Here is a 19,202-nt window from a genome sequence, read left to right as displayed (position 1 = left end):
TTCGTCGTTGTCCGAGAAAAATTGGCTACGGCCGTACACGCGTATCGCACCTCGGTTACCCTTTCGCATTGTATATCGGAATGAAGGAGTTGCGATGCGCGGCTGTTTTCTGGACGCGGGTTCGATGGGTGATGGGCTCGACTGGCAGCCACTGAACACAGTCATCGACGACTGGCAGTGGTATCACAACACTAACAGTGATGAGGTCGGTGCACGTATTGCCGGCATGGATATCGTGATCACCAACAAGGTGGTACTCGACGCCGTAACGCTTGAGGCGGCAAGCGATCTCAAACTCATCTGTGTGGCCGCGACCGGCTTCAATAATATCGATACCCAGGCCGCCGCGCGCTGCGGTATTCCGGTGGTCAACGTGACCGGCTATGCCACGCCAGCCGTCTCCCAGCACGTGCTTGCGTTGATGCTCGCCCATGCAACCCGCTGGGCAAGCTACGACGCCGCCGTCAAGCGCGGCGACTGGGCAGCCGGTGAATTCTTCTGCCTTCTCGACTATCCGATCGAAGAGCTGGCGGGCCAGACGCTGGGGCTGATCGGCCACGGTGAACTCGGCCAGGCCGTGGCCCGCCTTGCCGAAGCCTTCGGCATGACCGTGCTGGTGGGAGAGCGCCCGGGCGCACGCGAAATCCGCCCCGGGCGCGTGGCCGTCGAGGAACTGCTTGAGCGCGCCGACATGGTCAGCCTGCACTGCCCGCTGACCGACGAAACGCGCCATCTCATCGATGCCGATGCGCTCAAGCGCATGAAGCGCAGCGCCTTTCTGATCAATACCGCCCGCGGCGCGATCGTCGACAGTCAGGCGTTGATTGCCGCACTCGAGGCCGGGGACATCGCCGGCGCGGCGCTGGACGTACTCGATCAGGAGCCACCGCCGGCCGACCATCCCCTGCTCGATCCGGGCGTGCCCAATCTGATCGTGACCCCCCATACCGCCTGGGGCAGCCGCGGCGCGCGCCAGCGCATGCTCGCCGGCGTGGCCAACAATATCGAGGCCTTCCTGGCGGGCGATATTCGCAATCAGGTCAATTAGGAAATCTCTGCACAACCGGTCGTAATCGCGCCGGTGTGCTTTGCCCGTGGCAAACACAGGTGGGCGTAGCGTGCGGGTTGCACGCTGCGCTACGCCTTACGCCGCCCGCGCGAGTTGTGGCCTAGCGGCCCCGCTGTTGCCAGATCAAAAGCCGGTTGTCGCGCGGCATGGCGATATCGGCGACCCGTATCAACCCCAGCGGTTCGCCCAGGCCATCCAGCGCTTCGATTTCGCGCAGGCCCATGGCCGGATCGCGATCACGCAGGGCCGAGTCGAAGGCGGCGTTGCCCGGCTCGGGCTGCTCGCCGCGGCGCAGAAACGGCCCGTAAAGACACAGTCGGCCATCGCGACGCAATACACGCGCCGCGCCCGCAAACAGAGCCTCGACCGCGGCCCAGTCCATGATGTGGGCGACATTGGCACCGAAGACCGCATCGAACGGCCCGGCCGGCCATTGGCCGCGTACGTCCAGGCTCAGCGGTCGCGGCAGCCGCGGTTCAGGCCGATCGGCCAGGGCTGCCACCAAGCGCCGGTAATGTCCCGGCGCTTCGCTGGTCTGCCATATGCAATCACGCAGGCGCTCCAGGGCATGGCGGGCATGGGTGGCATCGCCCGCGCCCACCTCGAGTACATGGCGTGCGTCTGCCAGATGTTCGACCAGCGCATCGAAGATCGGGCGCTTGTTGCGCTCGGCCGCGCTGTTATCGCCAATACGCGCGTTCATCGTTTGCGCGCCACGGTGAGCCCGTCACCAATGGGCACCAGGCTCATATCCACGCGCTCATCTCGGTGTACATGCTGATTGAATGCGCGGATCGCCTGGGTATCGTTGCTGTGATCGTCGGCATCGATCACGCGGCCATGCCAGAGCGTGTTATCGGCAATGATCAGCCCGCCGGCCTGCACCAGCGCCAGACCACGCTCGTAATAGTCGATATACCCGGTCTTGTCGGCATCGATGAAAACGAAGTCGTAGGCGCCGGCCATGCCGGCCGCGATCTCGGCGTCCAGCGTGGCCAGCGCATCGCCGAGCTTGAGTTCGATGCGATCCGCCAGCCCGGCTGCTGCCCAGTCGCGACGGGCGCGCTCGGTGATATCGGGGTCCTTGTCGCAGGCCAGCAGACGTCCATCGGCCGGCAGGCTCTGGGCGATCCACAGACTTGAATAGCCGGCATACACGCCGATCTCGATCCCGCGGCGCGCGCCCGCGAGTTGCAGCAATAAAGCGATCAGCTGGCCCTGTTCCGGGTTGATCTGCAGGTTGGCGTCGGCCTGCTGCGCAGTGGTCCGCCGATTGGCCTGCATGATCTCGGTTTCGCGCAGACTCACATGGCGCAGATAAGCGAGGAGTTCGGTATCGATCGTGGACTTTTCCATGGCATCGTCATTGTCGTGTTCACAGCCGGTCGTGGCAGCATAACGCCGAGCCCACCGAGCTGGCGTATGCGCGCAACCTATCAAATCCTTCATATCACCGATCTGCATCTATGCGCCGATGCCGGCCAGCTGCTGCATGGCTGGCCGGTCGAGCAGGCGTTCCAGCGCGTATTGGCGGCAGCACTGGAACGCACCCCCGCCCCGGATGCAATCGTGCTCGGCGGCGATCTGGTCGACGATGGAAGCCTGGCCGGCTATCAACGACTCGATGCCACGCTGGCCGGCCTGCCCTGCCCGGTACTGGCGATGGCCGGTAACCACGACGACCCGCACCGCATGGCACAAACGCTTGTACACGCCGTGGTGCACGAACGCCTGCAGGTCGGCGAGTGGCAGCTGATCGCCCTCGATGGCCATCTTGCCGGCAGCGATGCGGGCGAACTCGGGGAAACCCAGATCGCGCGCCTGGATGGCTGGCTCGCCGAAAGCGATGCGCCGACACTGTTATGCCTGCACCACCCCCCGGCCGATGTGGGCGCCGCCTGGATCGATGCCATCGGTCTGCGCGATCGCGACCGGCTCGCTGGCGTGATAGAACGCCACCCCCAGGTACACGCGCTGCTGTGCGGGCATGCGCACCAGGCCGCCGCCCTCGATTTCGCCGGGCGCGCCTGTCTGGTCACGCCCAGCACGATGCGCCAGTTTGCGCCCGGCGCGCGTTGTTTTGCGCAGGATGACCGGCGCGCTCCCGGCTACCGATCTATTCAGCTTTCGGCCAATCAGGGGGTTGCCAGCACAGTCGAACGCGTGCCGTGGCGCGACCACGGCTGTGGATAACTCTGGGGACAAAATGGGGGGCCGCAGCGCACGGGCTCGAAAGCCGTTGCGCCTAGCCCGACCCTTTCTGGCACTTTTCGAATTTATCTTTTAAATTCATAACGTTAGATATTATTCGAACGTGACGCAGTACGTCATAACAAACCGCTACCCGAACCACAACCGGGTTGACACTGTGCATAACCCGCCTCCTCGAGCAGACAGATTCTCAACTTTTTTCGCTAAACGCTTGAGCAAAAACGCGAAAGCACAGAAATACACAGCGGCTGTGGATAACTCTGTGGAAACTGTTTCGACAACCGCGCTTAAGCGGCGTGTTCTCAACGGTTTCGCCAAACCGGCGATTTTGTAACCATACCGCAACAGTTATTTATAATCAGATACTTATACATAGCCCGCGATTTCGTAGTTCGACGGACAAAAAAATTTCGATAACCCTCGAAAACCGGCCCCTGAACACTGTGTATAAGACACCGGCGCCCGGATCGCAGATGTTAGACTCCGCGCCATGAGACGACCCAATATCCTGGTGATTGCCGGGCACGATCCGAGCGGCGGCGCCGGCATTCAGGCCGACATCGAATCCGTCGCTGCCCAGGGCGCACATGCGGCCACGGTGATCAGCCTGCTCACCTGTCAGGACACGACCAATGTGTACGGCGTCGAGCCGGTGACCACGGACTTTTTTGCCCGCTGTCTGGATACCGCCCTCGCCGACATGTCGTTCGCAGCCATCAAGCTGGGGGTGATTGCCAGTCGCGAGCACGTCGCAATCATTGCCGATCGGCTCAAGCAGCTGCCCGACGTGCCTTTGATCATCGACCCGGTTCTGGTCGCCGCCGGCGGCGGCACCCTGGCCAACGATAGCGTTGGCCAGGCTTTGCGCGCGCAGCTGTTCGAGCGCGCGACGGCGATCACGCCCAATGCGCGCGAAGCCCGGGCGCTGTGCGACGGCGACTCCGATCTCGAGCGTTGCGGCGTGGCGCTGAGCCAGCGCACGCAACATGTACTGATCACCGGCGGCGACGAAGCGGGCCCGCAGGTCATCAACCGCCGCTACAGCGACGGGCAACCGGGACAGCGCTACGAGTGGCCGCGCCTGGACGGGGTATTTCATGGCTCGGGCTGTACGCTGGCCAGCGCGATCGCCGCACAGATCGCGCTCGGGCGCGATGTCGGTGACGCCTTTGAGCAAGCTCAGCATTACACTTGGCAGACACTCAATCGCGCCTTTGCGGCCGGTCGCGGCCAGCGGCTGCCCGCACGTACCACGGCTTTTTCCTCGTGAACGCACGCGGGCTCTATGCCATCTACGATCGCACCACGCTCGAACACGATGCGCTGGACCGGGTCGAGGCCGTACTGGCAGGCGGCGCGTGCTGGCTACAGTATCGCGACAAGCGCACAAGCGGTGCCGATGCCGCGTTGCTCGGCGAACTGCGCAGCCTCACCCGCGCCTACGACAGCAAACTGATCGTCAATGACGACTGGCGCCTGGCCCAGGCGGTCGCGGCCGATGGCGTGCATATGGGCCAGAGCGACGGCAGTATCGCCCATGCGCGGGCCGCCCTCGGCGACGACGCGCTGATCGGGGTGAGCTGCTCCGGCGAGCTCGCCCATGCCTATACCGGTATCGAACAGGGCGCGAGCTATGTCAGCTTCGGGCGTTTTTTCACCTCGCGCACCAAACCCGACGCACCGGCGGCCGATACCCGGGTACTCGGCCAGGCCCGCGCGCTGGGCGTACCGGTGGTAGCGATCGGCGGCATCGACGCCAATAACGCGGCCACGGTCATCGCCGCCGGCGCCGACCTGATCGCGGTGTCGGCGGCCCTGTTTCACGCAGCCGACAGCGGCGCGGCAGCCCGCGAACTGTCGGCCCTGTTCGAGCGCGCCGACTAGCACCCCGGCGCAGGTATTCTTTTTTGTCTTTTTGCAGGAGTATTTTTCGATGAGCGCATCCGAGAACCCACAATGGCAGCGCCCCGGCCCGCGTTCGGCACAGTGGTTCGAACGCGCGGCCCGTGTCACGCCGGGCGGCGTGAATTCGCCCGTGCGTGCATTCGCGGGCGTGGGCGGCACACCCGCGTTCATCGACCGCGCCGAAGGCGCCTATATCTACGATGTCGACGGCAATGAATATGTCGACTATGTCGGCTCGTTCGGGCCCATGATTCTCGGTCATGCCCACCCGGACGTGGTTTCGGCTGTCCAGCAGCAGGCGGCCAAGGGCCTGTCCTTCGGGGCGCCCACGGGTCTGGAAACCGAACTCGCCGAGCTGGTGTGTTCCATGGTCGATTCGATCGAATCGGTACGCATGGTCAACTCCGGCACGGAAGCATCGATGACCGCCCTGCGTCTGGCGCGTGGCTATACCGGACGCAACAAGATTCTCAAGTTCAAGGGCAACTACCACGGCCATGTGGATGCCCTGCTCGTCGACGCCGGCTCGGGCGCGCTCACCCTCGGCATTCCCGGCTCGCCCGGCGTACCGGAAGCGGTGGTCGCGGATACGCTCTCGGCGACCTATAACGACCTGGATTCGGTCGTCCAGGCCTTCGAAACCCACGGCCAGGAAATCGCCTGCGTCATGGTCGAACCGGTGGCCGGCAACATGAACTGCGTGCCGCCAGTCGAGGGCTTTCTCGAAGGGCTGCGCGAACTATGCGACAGCCACGGCGCGCTACTGATCTTCGACGAAGTGATGACCGGCTTTCGTGTACACGCCGGCTGTGCCCAGGCCTATTACGGCATCACACCGGATATCACTGCGCTCGGCAAGATCGTGGGCGGGGGCATGCCGGTCGGCGCGGTCGGTGGCCGCGCCGAGGTGATGCAAACCCTGGCCCCCACCGGCCCGGTTTATCAGGCCGGCACGCTCAGCGGCCATCCGCTGGGCATGGCGGCAGGCATTGCCACCCTGTCGCGCATCAAGGCCGGCGGTGTACATGAAGCCATCGCGCCGCAGCTGGATACGCTGCTGGCCGGCCTCGACGAGCGTGCCGCTCGCCACGGTGTGCCGTTGCTGACCCAGCGCGTGGGCGCGATGTTCGGCCTGTTCTTTACCGATGCCGAGCGCGTGAGCCGATTCGACGACGTCGCGGCCTGCGATACCCAGGCCTTTGCACGCTTCTTTCATGCCATGCTCGATCACGGTGTATATCTCGCGCCCTCGGCGTTCGAAGCGGCCTTCATCTCCCAGGCCCACGACGACACCGCGATCGCGCGCACCCTGGATGCCGCAGACGCGGCCTTTGCACTGCTCGCGCGCGGCTGAGCGCCCCGCGCGGGCACGTAACGGCTGCACACGATGGGGCACGAGCTGTTCGCGGCCCTGCTGGCCTGGGTTCAGACCCATCCGCTAGCCGCGCTCGCGCTCGTATTCGCGGTCGCCCTCGGCGAATCGCTGTTTCTGTTCGGCCTGCTGGTACCGGGGGCGCTGTTCATGTTCGCCTTCGGCGCGCTGATCGGCGCCAACCTGTTGCCGCTGGGGGCGACATTCGCGGTGGCGATCGTGGGTACGCTGATCGGCGACGGCGCCAGCTACGCGCTCGGGCGGCGCTATCGGGGCCGGCTATCGTCATTGCCCGGTTTTGCCCGGGCGCCCGCGCTGGTGGCACGGGGCGAGCGTTTTCTGGCCGAGCACGGCGGCAAGGCCATCGTCATGGGTCGCCTGATCGGCGCGCTGCGTCCGATCATACCCACGGTCGCCGGCGCGGCCGGGCTGTCGATCACACGCTTCGTGGTCATGGACCTGATCGCCACCGCGATCTGGGCGCCCTGCTATATCCTGCCGGGCGTGGTATTCGGCGCCTCGCTGGATCTGGCCGCCCAGGTGGCCACCCGCCTGGCGATCCTGCTGGTCGCGGTCGTGGCCATCGTCTGGCTGACGACCATTGCCGTGCGCTTCGTACTGGTCGCCGGGCGCGTCGCCCTGCATCGCTATGCCGGGCGACTGCTGGCCTGGAGCCGGCGGCATCGGCGCCTGGGCCGGCTGGGCCCGGCCCTGGCTGATCCGCGCCAGCCCGAAATCCCGGCCCTGGCCATCGGCGCGGTGTTGTTGATGCTGGCCACAGCGCTGGCCTATCTGCTCATGTGGGGCTGGCAACGGCCGGTCTATCCGGGGCATTTCGATGCCGTGGCGTTCTATATCGTACAAAGCCTGCAGACGCCGATCTCGGATCAGATCGCCTTCGCCATCGCCCAGATGGGTTCACCGTTGATCTATCTGCCCTTCGCGGTGGTGCTGGCAGCGGTACTCGCGGTGATGGGCAACGGTCGTGCCGCGACCCACTGGGTGGCCGCGCTCGGGTTTTCGGCGCTGGTCACACTCGGTCTGCGCTGGTGGCTGGCCATTCCTGCGCCCAGCGGCTACTTCCATGGCGATGTCAGCGATCCATTGTTTCTCGCGGGCGGCGGTCAGGATCTGATTCTGTGTGCCACCGTCTACGGCATGGCCGGGCTCATGATCGCGGCCGGCCAGCCCGCCACCGCGCGCCCCTACTATCATTCGATCACCGTCGCCGGCGTGGTGCTCATCGCGCTCGCGCGCCTGTATCTGGGCCTGGACTGGGCCAGCGATCTGCTCATCGGCCTGGCGATTGCGTTCGTGTGGCTGAACATGCTCGTGCTCAGCTATCGGCGTCAGCGCCCGGGCCGGGTGCGGGGCGCGCCCGTGCTGGCGGTATTCGCCGGTTTCGGGATGATCGCGGTGGTCGCCGGCATTCTGCCGGATACCACCTATCGCGCCTGGGCACAGGCGCAGGCCAAGCGCACCCAAACCGTCGTCGGCGACTGGGCCGGCGGCGGCTATCGCGAGCTCGATAGCCGTATTCGCGATATCGCCGGGCGCGCGAGCGCGCCGTTGAACGTCCAGGCCGCGGCCACGCCCGCCGAACTCGAACATGCGCTGGCCGAAGCCGGCTGGCAGGCCGCGCCCGCGCTGAGCATGAGTCAGCCGCTGCACTGGCTGGTCAGTGACAGCGATATCCGCCAGCTCGCGGTATTGCCACGCATTCACGATGGGCGCCAGCCGGCGTTGACGCTGGTGCATGCAGCCGCCGCCCCTGAAGCCGAACGGCTGCGCCGCGTATTGCGACTATGGCCGACCGGGCGCGTGCGCGCAGTCGATCATCGACCATTGTGGGTGGGCATGACCGATACCCAGCAGGTCGCGCATCGTTTCCATCTGCTGGCCACGGCTGCCGATCAACGCGACTATGCCAGCGCACGCCGTGCGCTGGTGGCCGACCTGGAACGCGCAGGGCTGACCTTCCGGTTGGTCGAAAACGATCAACGACCGATCGTACTCATCGCTGCGCCCGTGGCCGGCGGCGATGCTAAAGTAGCGCCCGATCGGTGACGTGCGCGCCGGCACCACCATGCCGGATTCGCGCCACGCGCCCTCGTTCACGTTTCAACCGCAGGCAGCGCATTCTTCATGGCCAACGTCGATCCCAAGGCGCGCAAGAGCTCCAAACTCAAACAGCCGGGTTTTTTCACCCGTATGCGAGCCAGCCTCAACAAGGGCGACTCGTGGCTGACCTACGACCTGCGCAATCTGTTGCCGGGCGAAACGGTCGATCAGGATGCGCTCGACGAACTCGAAACCCAGCTGCTGCTGGCCGATGTCGGTGTCGAGGCCACCGGTCAGGTCATGCATCGGCTGCAGGTGATGTTCGACGGCGGGCGCCTGCGTACCGGCAAGGATCTGGGCAAGGCCCTGCGCGAACATCTGGGCGCGATTCTCACCCCCTGCGAGGAACCGCTGACCATTCCCGAGCACACGCGTCCGTTCGTGATTCTCATGGTCGGCGTCAACGGCGTGGGCAAGACCACGACCATCGGCAAGCTGGCCAAGAAATTCCAGGACGCCGGTCAGTCGGTGATGCTCGCCGCCGGCGATACCTTTCGTGCGGCAGCGGTCGAGCAGTTGCAGGGCTGGGGCGAACGCAACCATGTACCAGTGGTGGCCCAGGGCAGCGGCGCGGATTCGGCATCGGTGGTCTTCGATGCCTTCTCGCGCGCCAAGGCCCGCGGTATCGACGTATTGATTGCCGATACCGCTGGGCGCCTGCACACCCAGGGCCATCTCATGGATGAGCTCAAGAAGATCAAGCGCGTGCTCGCCAAACAGGATGAACACGCCCCGCATGAAGTCATGCTGGTGGTGGATGCGACCACCGGCGGCAATGCATTGCAGCAGGCGGTGGCCTTCAATGAAGCCGTGGGCCTGACCGGTATCACCATCACCAAGCTCGACGGCACCGCCTCCGGGGGTATCGTGTTCGCCATCGCCAAGCGTCTCGGCCTGCCGTTGCGTTTTATCGGCATCGGCGAGAAAGTCGAGGATCTGGGCGTGTTCGAATCCGAGCATTTCATGGACGCGCTGTTCGATCGCAGCAAGTAACGCGGCCCGTTTTCGCCCATGACCGATATCGTCGCCTTCAAGAATGTGATCAAACGCTACCCAGGCGGCAAGATCGCGCTCGACGGCGTGTCGCTGCATCTCGAACGCGGCGAGATGGCTTTTCTGACGGGGCATTCCGGTGCCGGTAAGTCGACGCTGATGAAGCTCATCGGCCTGATCGAACGCCCCACCCGCGGTCAGGTGGTCATCAACGGCACCAATCTGGCCGCGGTCAAGCGCCGCCAGATCCCGCGCTATCGCCAGCGCCTGGGCCTGATTTTTCAGAATTACAATCTGTTGTTCGACCGCACCGTCTTCGACAACGTGGCCCTGCCGCTGGTCATCCGCGGGCTCGGTCATGCCGATATCGCCCGGCGCGTGCGCGCGGCGCTCGATACGGTCGGCCTGCTCTCGCTCGAGCGCAAGTTTCCGATCACGCTCTCCGGCGGCGAACAGCAGCGCGTGGGCATCGCGCGGGCGGTGGTCGATCGCCCCTATCTGTTGCTCGCCGACGAGCCGACCGGCAACCTCGACCCGGCGCTGTCGGCCGATATCATGCGGCTTTTCATGCGCCTGAACGAAGCTGGCACGAGCATCATGATCGCCACCCATGCCATCGATCTGGTCGAACGCATGGGTCATCGCCGGATTCGTCTGGATCACGGTCACCTGGAGAACGGCTAACGAGATGGCACGCAGTAGCGGCAAACCCGCCCCCAGCGCGGTTGGCAATACCCGTCGTCGCGGCATGCCGAGCACGCTCGCCGCGCCCGCGCAGGGTTGGGTGAGCTCGCATGCACGCTGTCTGATCGAAAGCCTGGGCCGGCTGCATCGGCGCTGGCTGGCGAGCCTGCTCACCGCCACGGTCATCGGCATCGCACTGGCCCTGCCGGCCGGCTTGTACGTGCTGATGAACAATCTCGATACGCTCTCGCAGAGCTGGCATCGCGCGGTTCAGGCCTCGTTGTACCTGCGCGACGATCTGTCGGTGTCCGACGGCCAGGCCCTGGCCAAACGCCTGGGCGAGCGCGACGATGTCGCAACCAGCCGCTATATTTCCGCTGCGGCCGGGCTGGCCGAATTTCGCAAGTCCTCGGGCTTTGGTGCCGCGCTCGATGCGCTGGAAGACAATCCGCTACCGGCGGTGATCACGATCAATCCACGCGCAGACATGTCGCGCGCCGAAATCGGGGCCTTGCTGGTATCGCTGGAAGACGAGCCCGGCGTGGCGCGGGCCGAGCTCGATCAGGCCTGGCTGGAACGTCTGTATGCGATTCTGTCGGTGATCGAGCGCTCGGCCTGGGTAATCGGGCTGCTGTTGTCGGCCGCGGTGCTGTTCATCGTGGGCAATACCATCCGCCTCGATATCGAGAACCGGCGCGAGGAAATCGAGGTCATGAAGCTGCTCGGTGCCTCCGACGCCTTCATTCGGCGCCCGTTTCTCTACAGCGGGTTCTGGTATGGCCTGATCGGCGCAGTGCTGGCGCTGATATTGCTGGGTATCTGTTTCCTTGCGCTTGCCGAACCCCTGGCTGCGCTCACGCGCTCCTATAACGGGGCACTGGCCATGCACGGGCTCGGCCTGAAAGGTGTGTTCATGCTGCTGGGTATCGGCGTCGCGCTCGGCTGGCTGGGCTGTGTGCTCACGGTCAACCGCCGTCTGGCCGCGATCGAACCACGATAGCGGGAACCTAACCTGGGGCCAGCGGTCTTAAAGGCATTGCTATGTTCACGGCATCAGCCGGCGTGAATTTTTGCTAGAATGGCTGTAATAGGCAAAAGTCCCAAGGAGGCTTTGCACATGGCTAACGATATTTCTCTATCCCCCGCCAAGATGAACCTGCCGACGCTTGCCTCGGGCAGCATCGACTCGTATCTGCAGGCGGTCTCGAACATTCCCGTGCTGGAAGTCGACGACGAGCAGCAGCTTGCCCGCAAGCTGCGCGACGACGGCGATATCCAGGCGGCTCAGAAACTCATTCTCTCCAATCTGCGTTTCGTGGTGCATGTTGCCCGCGGTTACTCGGGCTATGGCCTGCCGCTGGCGGATCTGGTTCAGGAAGGCAATATTGGCCTGATGAAGGCCGTCAAGCGCTTCGACCCGGATGTGGGCGTGCGCCTGATTTCCTTTGCCGTGCACTGGATTCGTGCCGAGATTCACGAGTTCATCCTGCGCAACTGGCGCATCGTGAAAGTGGCCACCACCAAGGCCCAGCGCAAGCTGTTCTTCAACCTGCGCAGTTCCAAGAAGCGTCTTGGCTGGATGAACGACAAGGAAGTCCAGGCCGTGGCCGGCGATCTGGGCGTCAAGCCGGAAACCGTGCTGCAGATGGAACGGCGCCTGTCCGGTGGCGATACCTCGTATAACGCCCTGCCCTCGGCCAACGACGAGGACAGCTACGCGCCCGAGGATTATCTGTCGGCCGACGACGGCTACGACCCGGCCTCGGATATCGAGAACGGCGACTGGCAGACCTATCAGCACGCCAATCTGTCGCGGGCGATGACCCAGCTGGACGAGCGTAGCCGCGATATCCTGGAAAGCCGCTGGCTGCGCGAAGACGGCAAGATCGGCCTGCAGGAACTCGGCGACAAGTATCAGGTATCGGCCGAGCGTATTCGCCAGCTCGAAGTTGCCGCCATCAAGAAACTGCGGGGCGCGATGGTCAGCGCGGCCTAGTCGGCCTATTGGCCATCTAGCCTTGTTGCCGGGCTGAACGCCAGCAATTCGCGCATGACAACCGATCTGGGAAGACGACGCCTGCTTGTGTCCACCACGGCACTCGCGGGCGTTTGTCTTTTGCCCACCTGGGCAGCCGCTACCACGGATATTCCCGCCTTGCCGGCCGACGGCGAAGCCTTCGATTTCGATCGCGTGATCGCCCACGCCCGTGCCCTGGCGCAACGGCCTTACACGGCCCCCGAACAACGCTACGACAAGCTGCTGGACGAGATCGGTTATGAAGCCTTCATGGGCATTCATACGCGCAAGCAGGCCGCACTCTGGGCCGCCTCGGACACGCCGGTCACGGTTGAATTCTTTCACCTGGATCAAAACGCCCGGTCGCCGGTGGCGATTCACGTGGTCGAAAACGGGCGAACACGGCGTATCCCCTACGACAGTGCCTTGTTTCGCTATGACGACCCAAAGCTCGCCGAGCGCCTGCCGGCGGATCTGGGTTTTTCCGGCTTACGCGTGCTCGGGCGGACCGAGCCGGCCCATGAATGGCTGGCCTTCAAGGGCGCGAGTTATTTCCGCAGCCCGGGCGGGCTGGATCAGTACGGTTTGTCGGCGCGCGGCGTGGCCGTCGATACCGGCTATGGCAGCGACGAGGCGTTTCCGAATTTCACCCAGTACTGGCTGATCAAGCCCGCGGCCAATGCCACCCGCATGACCCTGTGCGCCCTGCTCGAGGGCGAACATGTGACTGGCGCCTACCGGATCACCCTGAGCCGACCCAACGATATCGTGCTGGATATCGAAAGCCGGCTGTTTCAACGTCGCGCTATTCGGCGGCTGGGCATCGCCCCGCTAACCAGCATGTTCTGGTTTTCCGAAACCAACGCACGACGCGGCGTGGACTGGCGCCCGGAAATACACGACAGCGACGGCCTGGCCATGACCACCGGCCAGGGCGAACGCCTCTGGCGGGCGCTGGTCAACCCGCCGCGTACCCAGTACAGCGTCTTTGAGGATAAAAACCCGAAGGGCTTCGGACTGCTGCAACGCGACCGGGTCTTCGATCACTATCAGGACCCGGACGTGGGGTTCGAAAACCGACCCAGCCTCTGGGTCGAACCGCGCGGCGACTGGGGCAGCGGCCATGTCGGTCTGCTCGAACTGCCCACCGACGAAGAGGTGTACGACAACATCAACGTGTTCTGGGTGCCAAGCGAAAAAGCCACCGCGGCACGTGCCTGGCGCTTCGACTATCGTCTGTACTGGGGCGCTGATCAGCCCGATCCCCCGGCGTTGGCACGGGTAATGGCCACCCGTACCGGCCGTGCCGGCGCGCCGGGCACCTACCAGGACCAGTCGGTGCTGGCACGCAAGTTCGTGATCGACTTCGCCGGCAAGCCCCTGGACGGCCTCGACGCCGACAACGCACCCGAGCCGCGAGTGCACGCCAGCCACGGCAAGATCGACAACCCGTATGTACAGCATGTCGAACAAAGCGGGCGCTGGCGGGTGTTTTTCGACTGGAAAGGCGAACTGCCGCCCGACGACACACCGGTCGAACTGCAGGCCGCGCTATACCACGGCGCGCGCCAGGTGACCGAAACCTGGCTCTATGCCTACTACCCGGAGGCCCTGCCCCGCCAACTCTATAGCGGCGACGACAACGCCTGAGCAGCGCCACTGAGGCCGGCGCTCAGGACAATCCTCGCCGGCCGAACCGCGACGGCTGTGCCAAGCGCCAAGTCGGGGCGTCGATCAGGTGTCGCCCACCGGTTTCGGCGAGTCGTCGGTTCCCCCGCTCTCGGCCTGGGCTTTGCCGGGCGCGCCCCGAAAGACCTTGGCGAACGAGTCATCGACCGAGCGCAGATGCAGATCCTGCTGCGGGAACGACACCACCACGTCGTTGGCGCGAAAGGCCGCGTGCATGCCCTTGTAGATCGCATGCTGCAAGGGCAGCAGATTGTAGAGATCGTGGTAGAAGATACGCGCTTCGTAGATCAGCGCGCTATCGTCGTAGCCCACGAAGAACACCGTCGGCGCCGGGTTTTCCAGCGCAACCGGCTCGTCTCTGATCACGTCCATGATCAGCTTTTCGGCCAGTTCGGTATCGGTATCCAGCGCCAGATGCACGCGCAGGATCAAACGCGTGATGTCGTCGGTGAGCGTCCAGTTGATCACGGTTTCGGTGATGAACGTCTTGTTCGGAATCACCACTTCCTTGTTGTCCCAGTCGGTGACCGTGGTCGCGCGAATACGAATACGTGACACCGTGCCGGTGAGCGTGCCCACGGTAACCGTGTCACCCACCCGTACCGGGCGCTCGAAGAGAATGACGATACCGGAGACGAAATTGGCGAAGATCTCCTGCAAGCCGAAACCCAGGCCCACACCAACGGCCGCGACCAGCCACTGAATCGACGACCAGCGAAAGCCGATCAACGCAACCGCGCCCAGCATGCCCATGATCACGATCGCATACTGAAACAGGGTCGCCATCGCATAGCGACTGCCGGCATCCATGGAAAACCGCCGCAGCACGGTAATTTCCAGAAAGCCCGGCAGGTTGCGTCCGGCCAGGGCCGTAACCACACCCAGAGTCAGTGCCAGCAGCAAGGCCCCAAGGGTGACCTGGGTCAACTGGGTGCGCCCGTCGACCTCGCTGGCATACTGCCAGAGGGTGATGTTGTCCAGCAGCTGGAGCGCCGGCAAGGTATCCGACCAGATCAACCACAGCCCGGCCAGCGAAATCAGCGCGATCACCACCTTGATCAGACCGCGAGTCTGTTCGCTGATCTGAACGAGATCGATCTCCAACGTATCCAGATTTTCCGGCGTACTCTCACCGGCGGCAGCGGCGGCATCGCGGGTCGCACGCGCCTCGCGGGCTTCCTCGCGTCGGCGCAAGGCGCGCGTGAGCGCGAGCCGGCGCTCGGCGACCGTCAACCAGCGTACGATCAGCGAATAGAGTACGAAGCCGCCGCCCAGCAGCCCCGCCGAGTAGAAGAACCGGCTCTGCAGCTGCAAGGCGGTGTAGTAATAGCCCATGCCGGCCAGACCAAACAACAGCAACGGCACGCCCACCGCCACCGGCAGCCATAAATACCCCAGCCGCCAGGCCGAACCCGCCTCCGGGTTGACGACACCGGCGAGTTCGCCGCGGGTCGGATGCAGCAGTCGCCAGGAAAACGCCGCGATCATCAAAGAACTCGCCATGAAGGCGCCGCGGCCGATCGTTTCGCGCTTGCTGTCGTCGTCGAACGCTTCGGTGAAGGTGACCAGCATGGTTGGGATGAACAACATCGCCAGCAACCAGCGCAGCATGCGATACAGGCCGTGGCGCGCCTCTTCCGGCCACTGGAAATGGCTTTCGGCGAGGCCGTACTTGCGACATACCTGGGCAAACGGCTCGAGGAAGAGCACCAGAATCGCCACCTGGACGAACACCGCCGACACCGCCGTGGTAAACACGTCGGAATCGGCCGGGGTACGCACCAGATAACCGGCCAGCAACAACGCGGCCACCGGCGGGATGAACAGCAGCACGGTCGCAAGCGCCGCGCGCAGGGTGACCCAGAAGGTATCGTGCTGGACCTTGCCCACCGGCTCGGCCAGACGGCGCAGGCGCGAGCGCAACGGGCGGCGCAACAGCAACAGGGCCACGATCAGCGCCAGGCCGGCGGCGGCCACGAACGGGCGTGCCTGCACGCCGTCGACCAGACGTTCGAGCGCCCGCGTCCACGACGACCAGTTGAATGCCCAGGGCAGGTCCTGTCCGACCTCGGCGAACCAGCCCAGCCCCATGGGCGCAAAGGACGGCAGCCAGAACAGGCGTTCGTCGAGCAGGCGATTGAAGGAATCGACGGTCTGGCCGTATTCCGAGGACAGCCGGCGCAGATCGCGACCGATCTCGATATAACGGCCCTCGGCACTGATCAGCAGATCGAGAATATCGCGGCGATGCCTGAGCAGCGCTTCGAGCGACGTCTTCTGGCCCTCGTCGAGGTCCGGATTGTCGGCCGCGATTTCGGCGACACGGCGGTCGATATCCTCGAGATCGGCGCGTTGCTGCTGCAACTGGAAGCGCTGCAACTCGGCGGAGGCGATTTCCGGCTGGCTCGTATCGGCCGCGTGGTCGCCCCCGGTCGACAACAGGCCCGGTCGGGCCAGATCACGACGCTGGGCACGCAGCACATCCCCCAGCGCGACCGAGGAACCGCCAATCTCGAGCTGGCGCTGAACCAGGCTCAGCCGCCGCTGAATATCATCGACACGCTTGTGCTGGCGCACCTGTTCGGAGGCCAGTGACTCGGTCTGGGCGGTAATATGGGTGAGCTGGTCGGCCAACTCCACATTGCGCTGGGCGGTATCGCTGATCGGCTCGGCAGCCGTGCGCAATTCACTGAGTTTTTGCTCGCTGGCCTTGCGTAGCTCGATCGCGCTCTGGTTCTGACGTTGGCCCAAGGCCAGCTGCAACGACTCCAGCAGCTCCGTGTCGTAGGCCTGGCGCGCTTCGGCGAGCGCACGCTGCGCCTCAAGTGCACGCTGGCGCGCATCCTGACTGCTGAGTTCCTGCTGCAGGCGCTCGATTTCGGCGGTCAGGGCTTCGCGCCGGGCAGCCAGCGCGGCGTTTCTGGCTTCCAGCAGCAGACTCGGCTGATCGCGCTCGATGGCGCTGCTGTCGCTATCCAACGATCGCAACGACTCGCGGGCATCGGCCAGGGCTGCGCGCGCTGCATCCGGCCGTTGGGCGATACGGTTGAGCTGGTCACGCAGATCGGCCAGACGGGCCTGATTATCGGCAATACGCGAACTGGTGGCCTCGACACGGCTCGAGAGCGTACTCGCGGGCAGATCGCTGAGCGCCTGACTCGAAGGTGGCGCGTCGATCTGTTGCAACTCGTCCTTGAGTTCACGAATACGCTCCGGCGCCTGCTCGGCCTGGCGGCGTATTTCGGCGGTGTCCTGGCGGGCGTTACGCGCGGTTTCCAGCGACGAGATCGCGCGCTGATACGTTTCCACGATCTGATCGCGCAACGCCGAATCCATATTCTCGCGCGCCGGCACGGCCTCGGCCCGGCTACGCAGATCGGCGATACGTTCTTCGAGGCCTTTCTGCTCACCCGCGACTTGGGCCAGCGCGGGCTGCAGCAGTACCAGACACACGATCAAACAACCCAGCACTACCCGACCGAGCCGCTGGGCCATACATCGACGTGTCAACACCGGTACCGCCATTCGGCCCTCGCTCGGCTATCGTTCGCGGGGCGATTTTACGCGTTCGCGACCGGCACGGCGAACCGAACGTTGTACTCGCAAACGTATTGTCGAGCGCAGGTGTATGCGCGCGCTACGAATCGCGCTCGCTATCCTCGCCCGGCTTGGTAGCACCCCGTTTTTCGATCGCCCGACGCGTACGGGCATCGTCGATGATTTCGAACACGTCGGTGCCGAACTCCCCGATTTCGCGATTCACGCCGCGAATGACATCGTAGATGCTCGCGTCACGCGGCTGGCTGCTACGCGGCGACTGTCCATCGCGCGGGTCGGCTTGCGGCCGGCGTGCGCCGCGCAGGCGGCGTGTCTGCCCACCGACATAGCCACTGATCAGCCGATGCACGTTCTCGACACGCGACGCGGCCGAGTCGAAGGTCGACTCGGCCGAGTCCTTGAGGGTTTCAAGCAGCTTGAGCATAGGCCGGCGCATCCGCGGATGTCTTGGGCTCCAGCGTATTGCGTTTACGCCGATGGGGCAACGACATGCGCAGAATGCGCTTGACCACGCCTCCGAACTGCTTGGTCAACGGCCCGGTGTTGTAGTTCAGGCCGTAGCGCTGGCAGATCTCCTGGATCTTGGGCGCGACTTCGCGATAGCGATGCGACGGCATGTCCGGGAACAGATGGTGTTCGATCTGATAGCTCAGATGGCCGGTGAGGATATGAAACGGCACGCTGCCGGTCAGATTCGACGAGCCCAGCAGCTGGCGCAGATACCATTGCCCGCGCGTTTCGTCGCGCGTTTCCTCGACATCGAACATTTCCACCTCATCGGTGAAATGCCCGCAGAAGATGATCAGGAACGACCACAGGTTGCGGTTGAGATTGGCGGTGATATTACCCGCCAGTACCGGCGCAAACATCGGTCCCGCCAGGGCCGGGAACAGCAGATAGTCCTTGAGCACCTGCTTGCGAGCCTTGCCCCAGATCTCGCGCAGCTGAAGCGCGGCCTCCTTGAAGGTCTTGTCCTTGCCCAGACGCTCGACTTCCAGATCGTGCAGGGCCACGCCCCACTGGAAGAAGGTCGCCAGCGTCGCGGCCGTGAGCGGCTGCGCCAGGTGCGCCACACGCCAGGGCTGGTCTTCGCTCATGCGCAGAATGCCGTAGCCCACATCGCGATCCAGATCGACGATATTGGTGAAGGTGTGGTGCATGTAGTTGTGGGAATGCTTCCACTGATGCGCCGGGCAGGTGTTGTCCCAGTCGTAGGTGGCCGAATCGATGGCCGGATCGTTCATCCAGTCCCACTGGCCATGCATGACGTTATGCCCGATCTCCATGTTTTCCAGGATCTTGGACAACGACAGCAGGCCGACACCGGCCACCCAGGCCGGCGGCAGCAACCCGGCCATCAACAACGCGCGGCCGGCAACCTCGCTATAGCGCTGGGTCTTGAGGATGTTGCGGATATAGCTTGCATCACGCTCGCCGAGGTCGTTCATGACCTCATCGCGAACGGCATCGATTTCGCGCCCGAAGGCTTCGATATCGGCTTTGCTCAGATGTGTCGGTTTACCCATGTTTCTACTCCATGACGCGCTATGCGTCGATCGTGAGAAGCTTTTAAAAACAGATCG

16 protein-coding genes are annotated in these 19,202 nt (G+C 64.3%); 11 read left to right on the top strand and 5 right to left on the bottom strand.

The window, feature by feature from the left end; translation table 11 throughout:
- The first annotated feature begins 94 nt into the window (after positions 1 to 94).
- Positions 95 to 1,048, top strand: a complete 954-nt coding sequence (locus T5B8_RS04800) for a 2-hydroxyacid dehydrogenase (RefSeq protein ID WP_353176729.1) — start codon at positions 95 to 97, stop codon at positions 1,046 to 1,048.
- 121 nt (positions 1,049 to 1,169) lie between these two features.
- Here T5B8_RS04800 and T5B8_RS04795 read toward each other — a convergent pair whose 3' ends face one another.
- On the bottom strand, positions 1,170 to 1,772 hold the full coding sequence (locus tag T5B8_RS04795) for a DUF938 domain-containing protein (RefSeq protein WP_353176727.1): 603 nt from the start codon (positions 1,770 to 1,772) through the stop codon (positions 1,170 to 1,172).
- Complete coding sequence (locus tag T5B8_RS04790; protein WP_353176725.1) at positions 1,769 to 2,425, bottom strand: O-methyltransferase; 657 nt, start codon at positions 2,423 to 2,425, stop codon at positions 1,769 to 1,771. Before T5B8_RS04790 ends, T5B8_RS04795 begins: the two co-directional genes overlap by 4 nt.
- Positions 2,426 to 2,491: 66 nt before the next feature.
- Here T5B8_RS04790 and T5B8_RS04785 point away from each other — a divergent pair, with 66 nt between their 5' ends.
- The 10 genes from T5B8_RS04785 to T5B8_RS04740 all read left to right on the top strand — a co-directional run bounded on the left by T5B8_RS04785 (position 2,492) and on the right by T5B8_RS04740 (position 14,022).
- Positions 2,492 to 3,262, top strand: coding sequence for a metallophosphoesterase (locus tag T5B8_RS04785; protein ID WP_353176723.1), 771 nt, complete (start codon positions 2,492 to 2,494; stop codon positions 3,260 to 3,262).
- Between the two features lie 508 nt (positions 3,263 to 3,770).
- The gene (thiD, locus tag T5B8_RS04780; protein ID WP_353176721.1) at positions 3,771 to 4,550 is read left to right on the top strand and encodes a bifunctional hydroxymethylpyrimidine kinase/phosphomethylpyrimidine kinase; all 780 of its coding nucleotides are present in this window, start codon (positions 3,771 to 3,773) and stop codon (positions 4,548 to 4,550) included.
- Positions 4,547 to 5,164 carry a thiamine phosphate synthase gene (gene thiE, locus T5B8_RS04775; protein WP_353176719.1) on the top strand — a complete coding sequence of 206 codons (618 nt, stop codon included), beginning with the start codon at positions 4,547 to 4,549 and terminating at the stop codon, positions 5,162 to 5,164. The genes thiD and thiE overlap by 4 nt, the downstream gene beginning before the upstream one ends.
- 49 nt (positions 5,165 to 5,213) lie before the next feature.
- Entirely contained in the window at positions 5,214 to 6,539 is a 1,326-nt protein-coding gene (gene hemL / locus T5B8_RS04770) for a glutamate-1-semialdehyde 2,1-aminomutase (protein ID WP_353176717.1), read from the top strand.
- Positions 6,540 to 6,572: 33 nt separating this feature from the next.
- Complete coding sequence (locus T5B8_RS04765) at positions 6,573 to 8,624, top strand: VTT domain-containing protein (RefSeq protein WP_353176715.1); 2,052 nt, start codon at positions 6,573 to 6,575, stop codon at positions 8,622 to 8,624.
- A 78-nt stretch (positions 8,625 to 8,702) separates the two neighbouring features.
- Positions 8,703 to 9,671 carry a signal recognition particle-docking protein FtsY gene (gene ftsY / locus T5B8_RS04760; RefSeq protein ID WP_353176714.1) on the top strand — a complete coding sequence of 323 codons (969 nt, stop codon included), beginning with the start codon at positions 8,703 to 8,705 and terminating at the stop codon, positions 9,669 to 9,671.
- 18 nt (positions 9,672 to 9,689) lie between these two features.
- Positions 9,690 to 10,355: a cell division ATP-binding protein FtsE gene (ftsE, locus tag T5B8_RS04755; protein ID WP_006914967.1), complete on the top strand. Its 666-nt coding sequence runs from the start codon at positions 9,690 to 9,692 to the stop codon at positions 10,353 to 10,355.
- Positions 10,356 to 10,359: 4 nt separating this feature from the next.
- On the top strand, positions 10,360 to 11,355 hold the full coding sequence (ftsX, locus tag T5B8_RS04750) for a permease-like cell division protein FtsX (protein WP_353176713.1): 996 nt from the start codon (positions 10,360 to 10,362) through the stop codon (positions 11,353 to 11,355).
- 117 nt (positions 11,356 to 11,472) lie between these two features.
- Positions 11,473 to 12,351 carry an RNA polymerase sigma factor RpoH gene (rpoH, locus tag T5B8_RS04745; RefSeq protein ID WP_353176711.1) on the top strand — a complete coding sequence of 293 codons (879 nt, stop codon included), beginning with the start codon at positions 11,473 to 11,475 and terminating at the stop codon, positions 12,349 to 12,351.
- Between the two features lie 54 nt (positions 12,352 to 12,405).
- Positions 12,406 to 14,022 carry an OpgD/OpgG family glucan biosynthesis protein gene (locus T5B8_RS04740; RefSeq protein ID WP_353176710.1) on the top strand — a complete coding sequence of 539 codons (1,617 nt, stop codon included), beginning with the start codon at positions 12,406 to 12,408 and terminating at the stop codon, positions 14,020 to 14,022.
- A gap of 84 nt (positions 14,023 to 14,106) precedes the next feature.
- On the opposite strand, the gene T5B8_RS04735 is transcribed toward T5B8_RS04740, so the two are convergent.
- The 3 genes from T5B8_RS04735 to T5B8_RS04725 form a co-directional block, all read right to left on the bottom strand.
- Positions 14,107 to 17,556: a mechanosensitive ion channel domain-containing protein gene (locus T5B8_RS04735; protein ID WP_353176708.1), complete on the bottom strand. Its 3,450-nt coding sequence runs from the start codon at positions 17,554 to 17,556 to the stop codon at positions 14,107 to 14,109.
- A 142-nt stretch (positions 17,557 to 17,698) separates the two neighbouring features.
- Complete coding sequence (locus T5B8_RS04730; protein WP_353176706.1) at positions 17,699 to 18,043, bottom strand: hypothetical protein; 345 nt, start codon at positions 18,041 to 18,043, stop codon at positions 17,699 to 17,701.
- On the bottom strand, positions 18,027 to 19,145 hold the full coding sequence (locus tag T5B8_RS04725; RefSeq protein WP_353176705.1) for a fatty acid desaturase family protein: 1,119 nt from the start codon (positions 19,143 to 19,145) through the stop codon (positions 18,027 to 18,029). Before T5B8_RS04725 ends, T5B8_RS04730 begins: the two co-directional genes overlap by 17 nt.
- Positions 19,146 to 19,202 lie beyond the last annotated feature (57 nt).

This window comes from Salinisphaera sp. T5B8 (genome assembly GCF_040361255.1).
Classification (GTDB): domain Bacteria; phylum Pseudomonadota; class Gammaproteobacteria; order Nevskiales; family Salinisphaeraceae; genus Salinisphaera.
Note: the sequence above shows the minus strand (reverse complement) of the source record. Positions and strands in the feature narration are given on the sequence as shown.

What these genes read in the sequence shown, in the direction of transcription:
- hemL (WP_353176717.1), top strand. Translation starts at nt 5,214, where the DNA reads ATGAGCGCATCCGAGAACCCACAATGGCAGCGCCCCGGCCCGCGTTCG.
- T5B8_RS04795 (WP_353176727.1), bottom strand. Translation starts at nt 1,772, where the DNA reads ATGAACGCGCGTATTGGCGATAACAGCGCGGCCGAGCGCAACAAGCGC.
- T5B8_RS04735 (WP_353176708.1), bottom strand. Translation starts at nt 17,556, where the DNA reads ATGGCCCAGCGGCTCGGTCGGGTAGTGCTGGGTTGTTTGATCGTGTGT.
- T5B8_RS04725 (WP_353176705.1), bottom strand. Translation starts at nt 19,145, where the DNA reads ATGGGTAAACCGACACATCTGAGCAAAGCCGATATCGAAGCCTTCGGG.
- ftsE (WP_006914967.1), top strand. Translation starts at nt 9,690, where the DNA reads ATGACCGATATCGTCGCCTTCAAGAATGTGATCAAACGCTACCCAGGC.
- rpoH (WP_353176711.1), top strand. Translation starts at nt 11,473, where the DNA reads ATGGCTAACGATATTTCTCTATCCCCCGCCAAGATGAACCTGCCGACG.
- T5B8_RS04730 (WP_353176706.1), bottom strand. Translation starts at nt 18,043, where the DNA reads ATGCTCAAGCTGCTTGAAACCCTCAAGGACTCGGCCGAGTCGACCTTC.
- T5B8_RS04740 (WP_353176710.1), top strand. Translation starts at nt 12,406, where the DNA reads ATGACAACCGATCTGGGAAGACGACGCCTGCTTGTGTCCACCACGGCA.
- ftsX (WP_353176713.1), top strand. Translation starts at nt 10,360, where the DNA reads ATGGCACGCAGTAGCGGCAAACCCGCCCCCAGCGCGGTTGGCAATACC.
- thiD (WP_353176721.1), top strand. Translation starts at nt 3,771, where the DNA reads ATGAGACGACCCAATATCCTGGTGATTGCCGGGCACGATCCGAGCGGC.
- ftsY (WP_353176714.1), top strand. Translation starts at nt 8,703, where the DNA reads ATGGCCAACGTCGATCCCAAGGCGCGCAAGAGCTCCAAACTCAAACAG.
- T5B8_RS04785 (WP_353176723.1), top strand. Translation starts at nt 2,492, where the DNA reads ATGCGCGCAACCTATCAAATCCTTCATATCACCGATCTGCATCTATGC.
- T5B8_RS04800 (WP_353176729.1), top strand. Translation starts at nt 95, where the DNA reads ATGCGCGGCTGTTTTCTGGACGCGGGTTCGATGGGTGATGGGCTCGAC.
- T5B8_RS04765 (WP_353176715.1), top strand. Translation starts at nt 6,573, where the DNA reads ATGGGGCACGAGCTGTTCGCGGCCCTGCTGGCCTGGGTTCAGACCCAT.
- T5B8_RS04790 (WP_353176725.1), bottom strand. Translation starts at nt 2,425, where the DNA reads ATGGAAAAGTCCACGATCGATACCGAACTCCTCGCTTATCTGCGCCAT.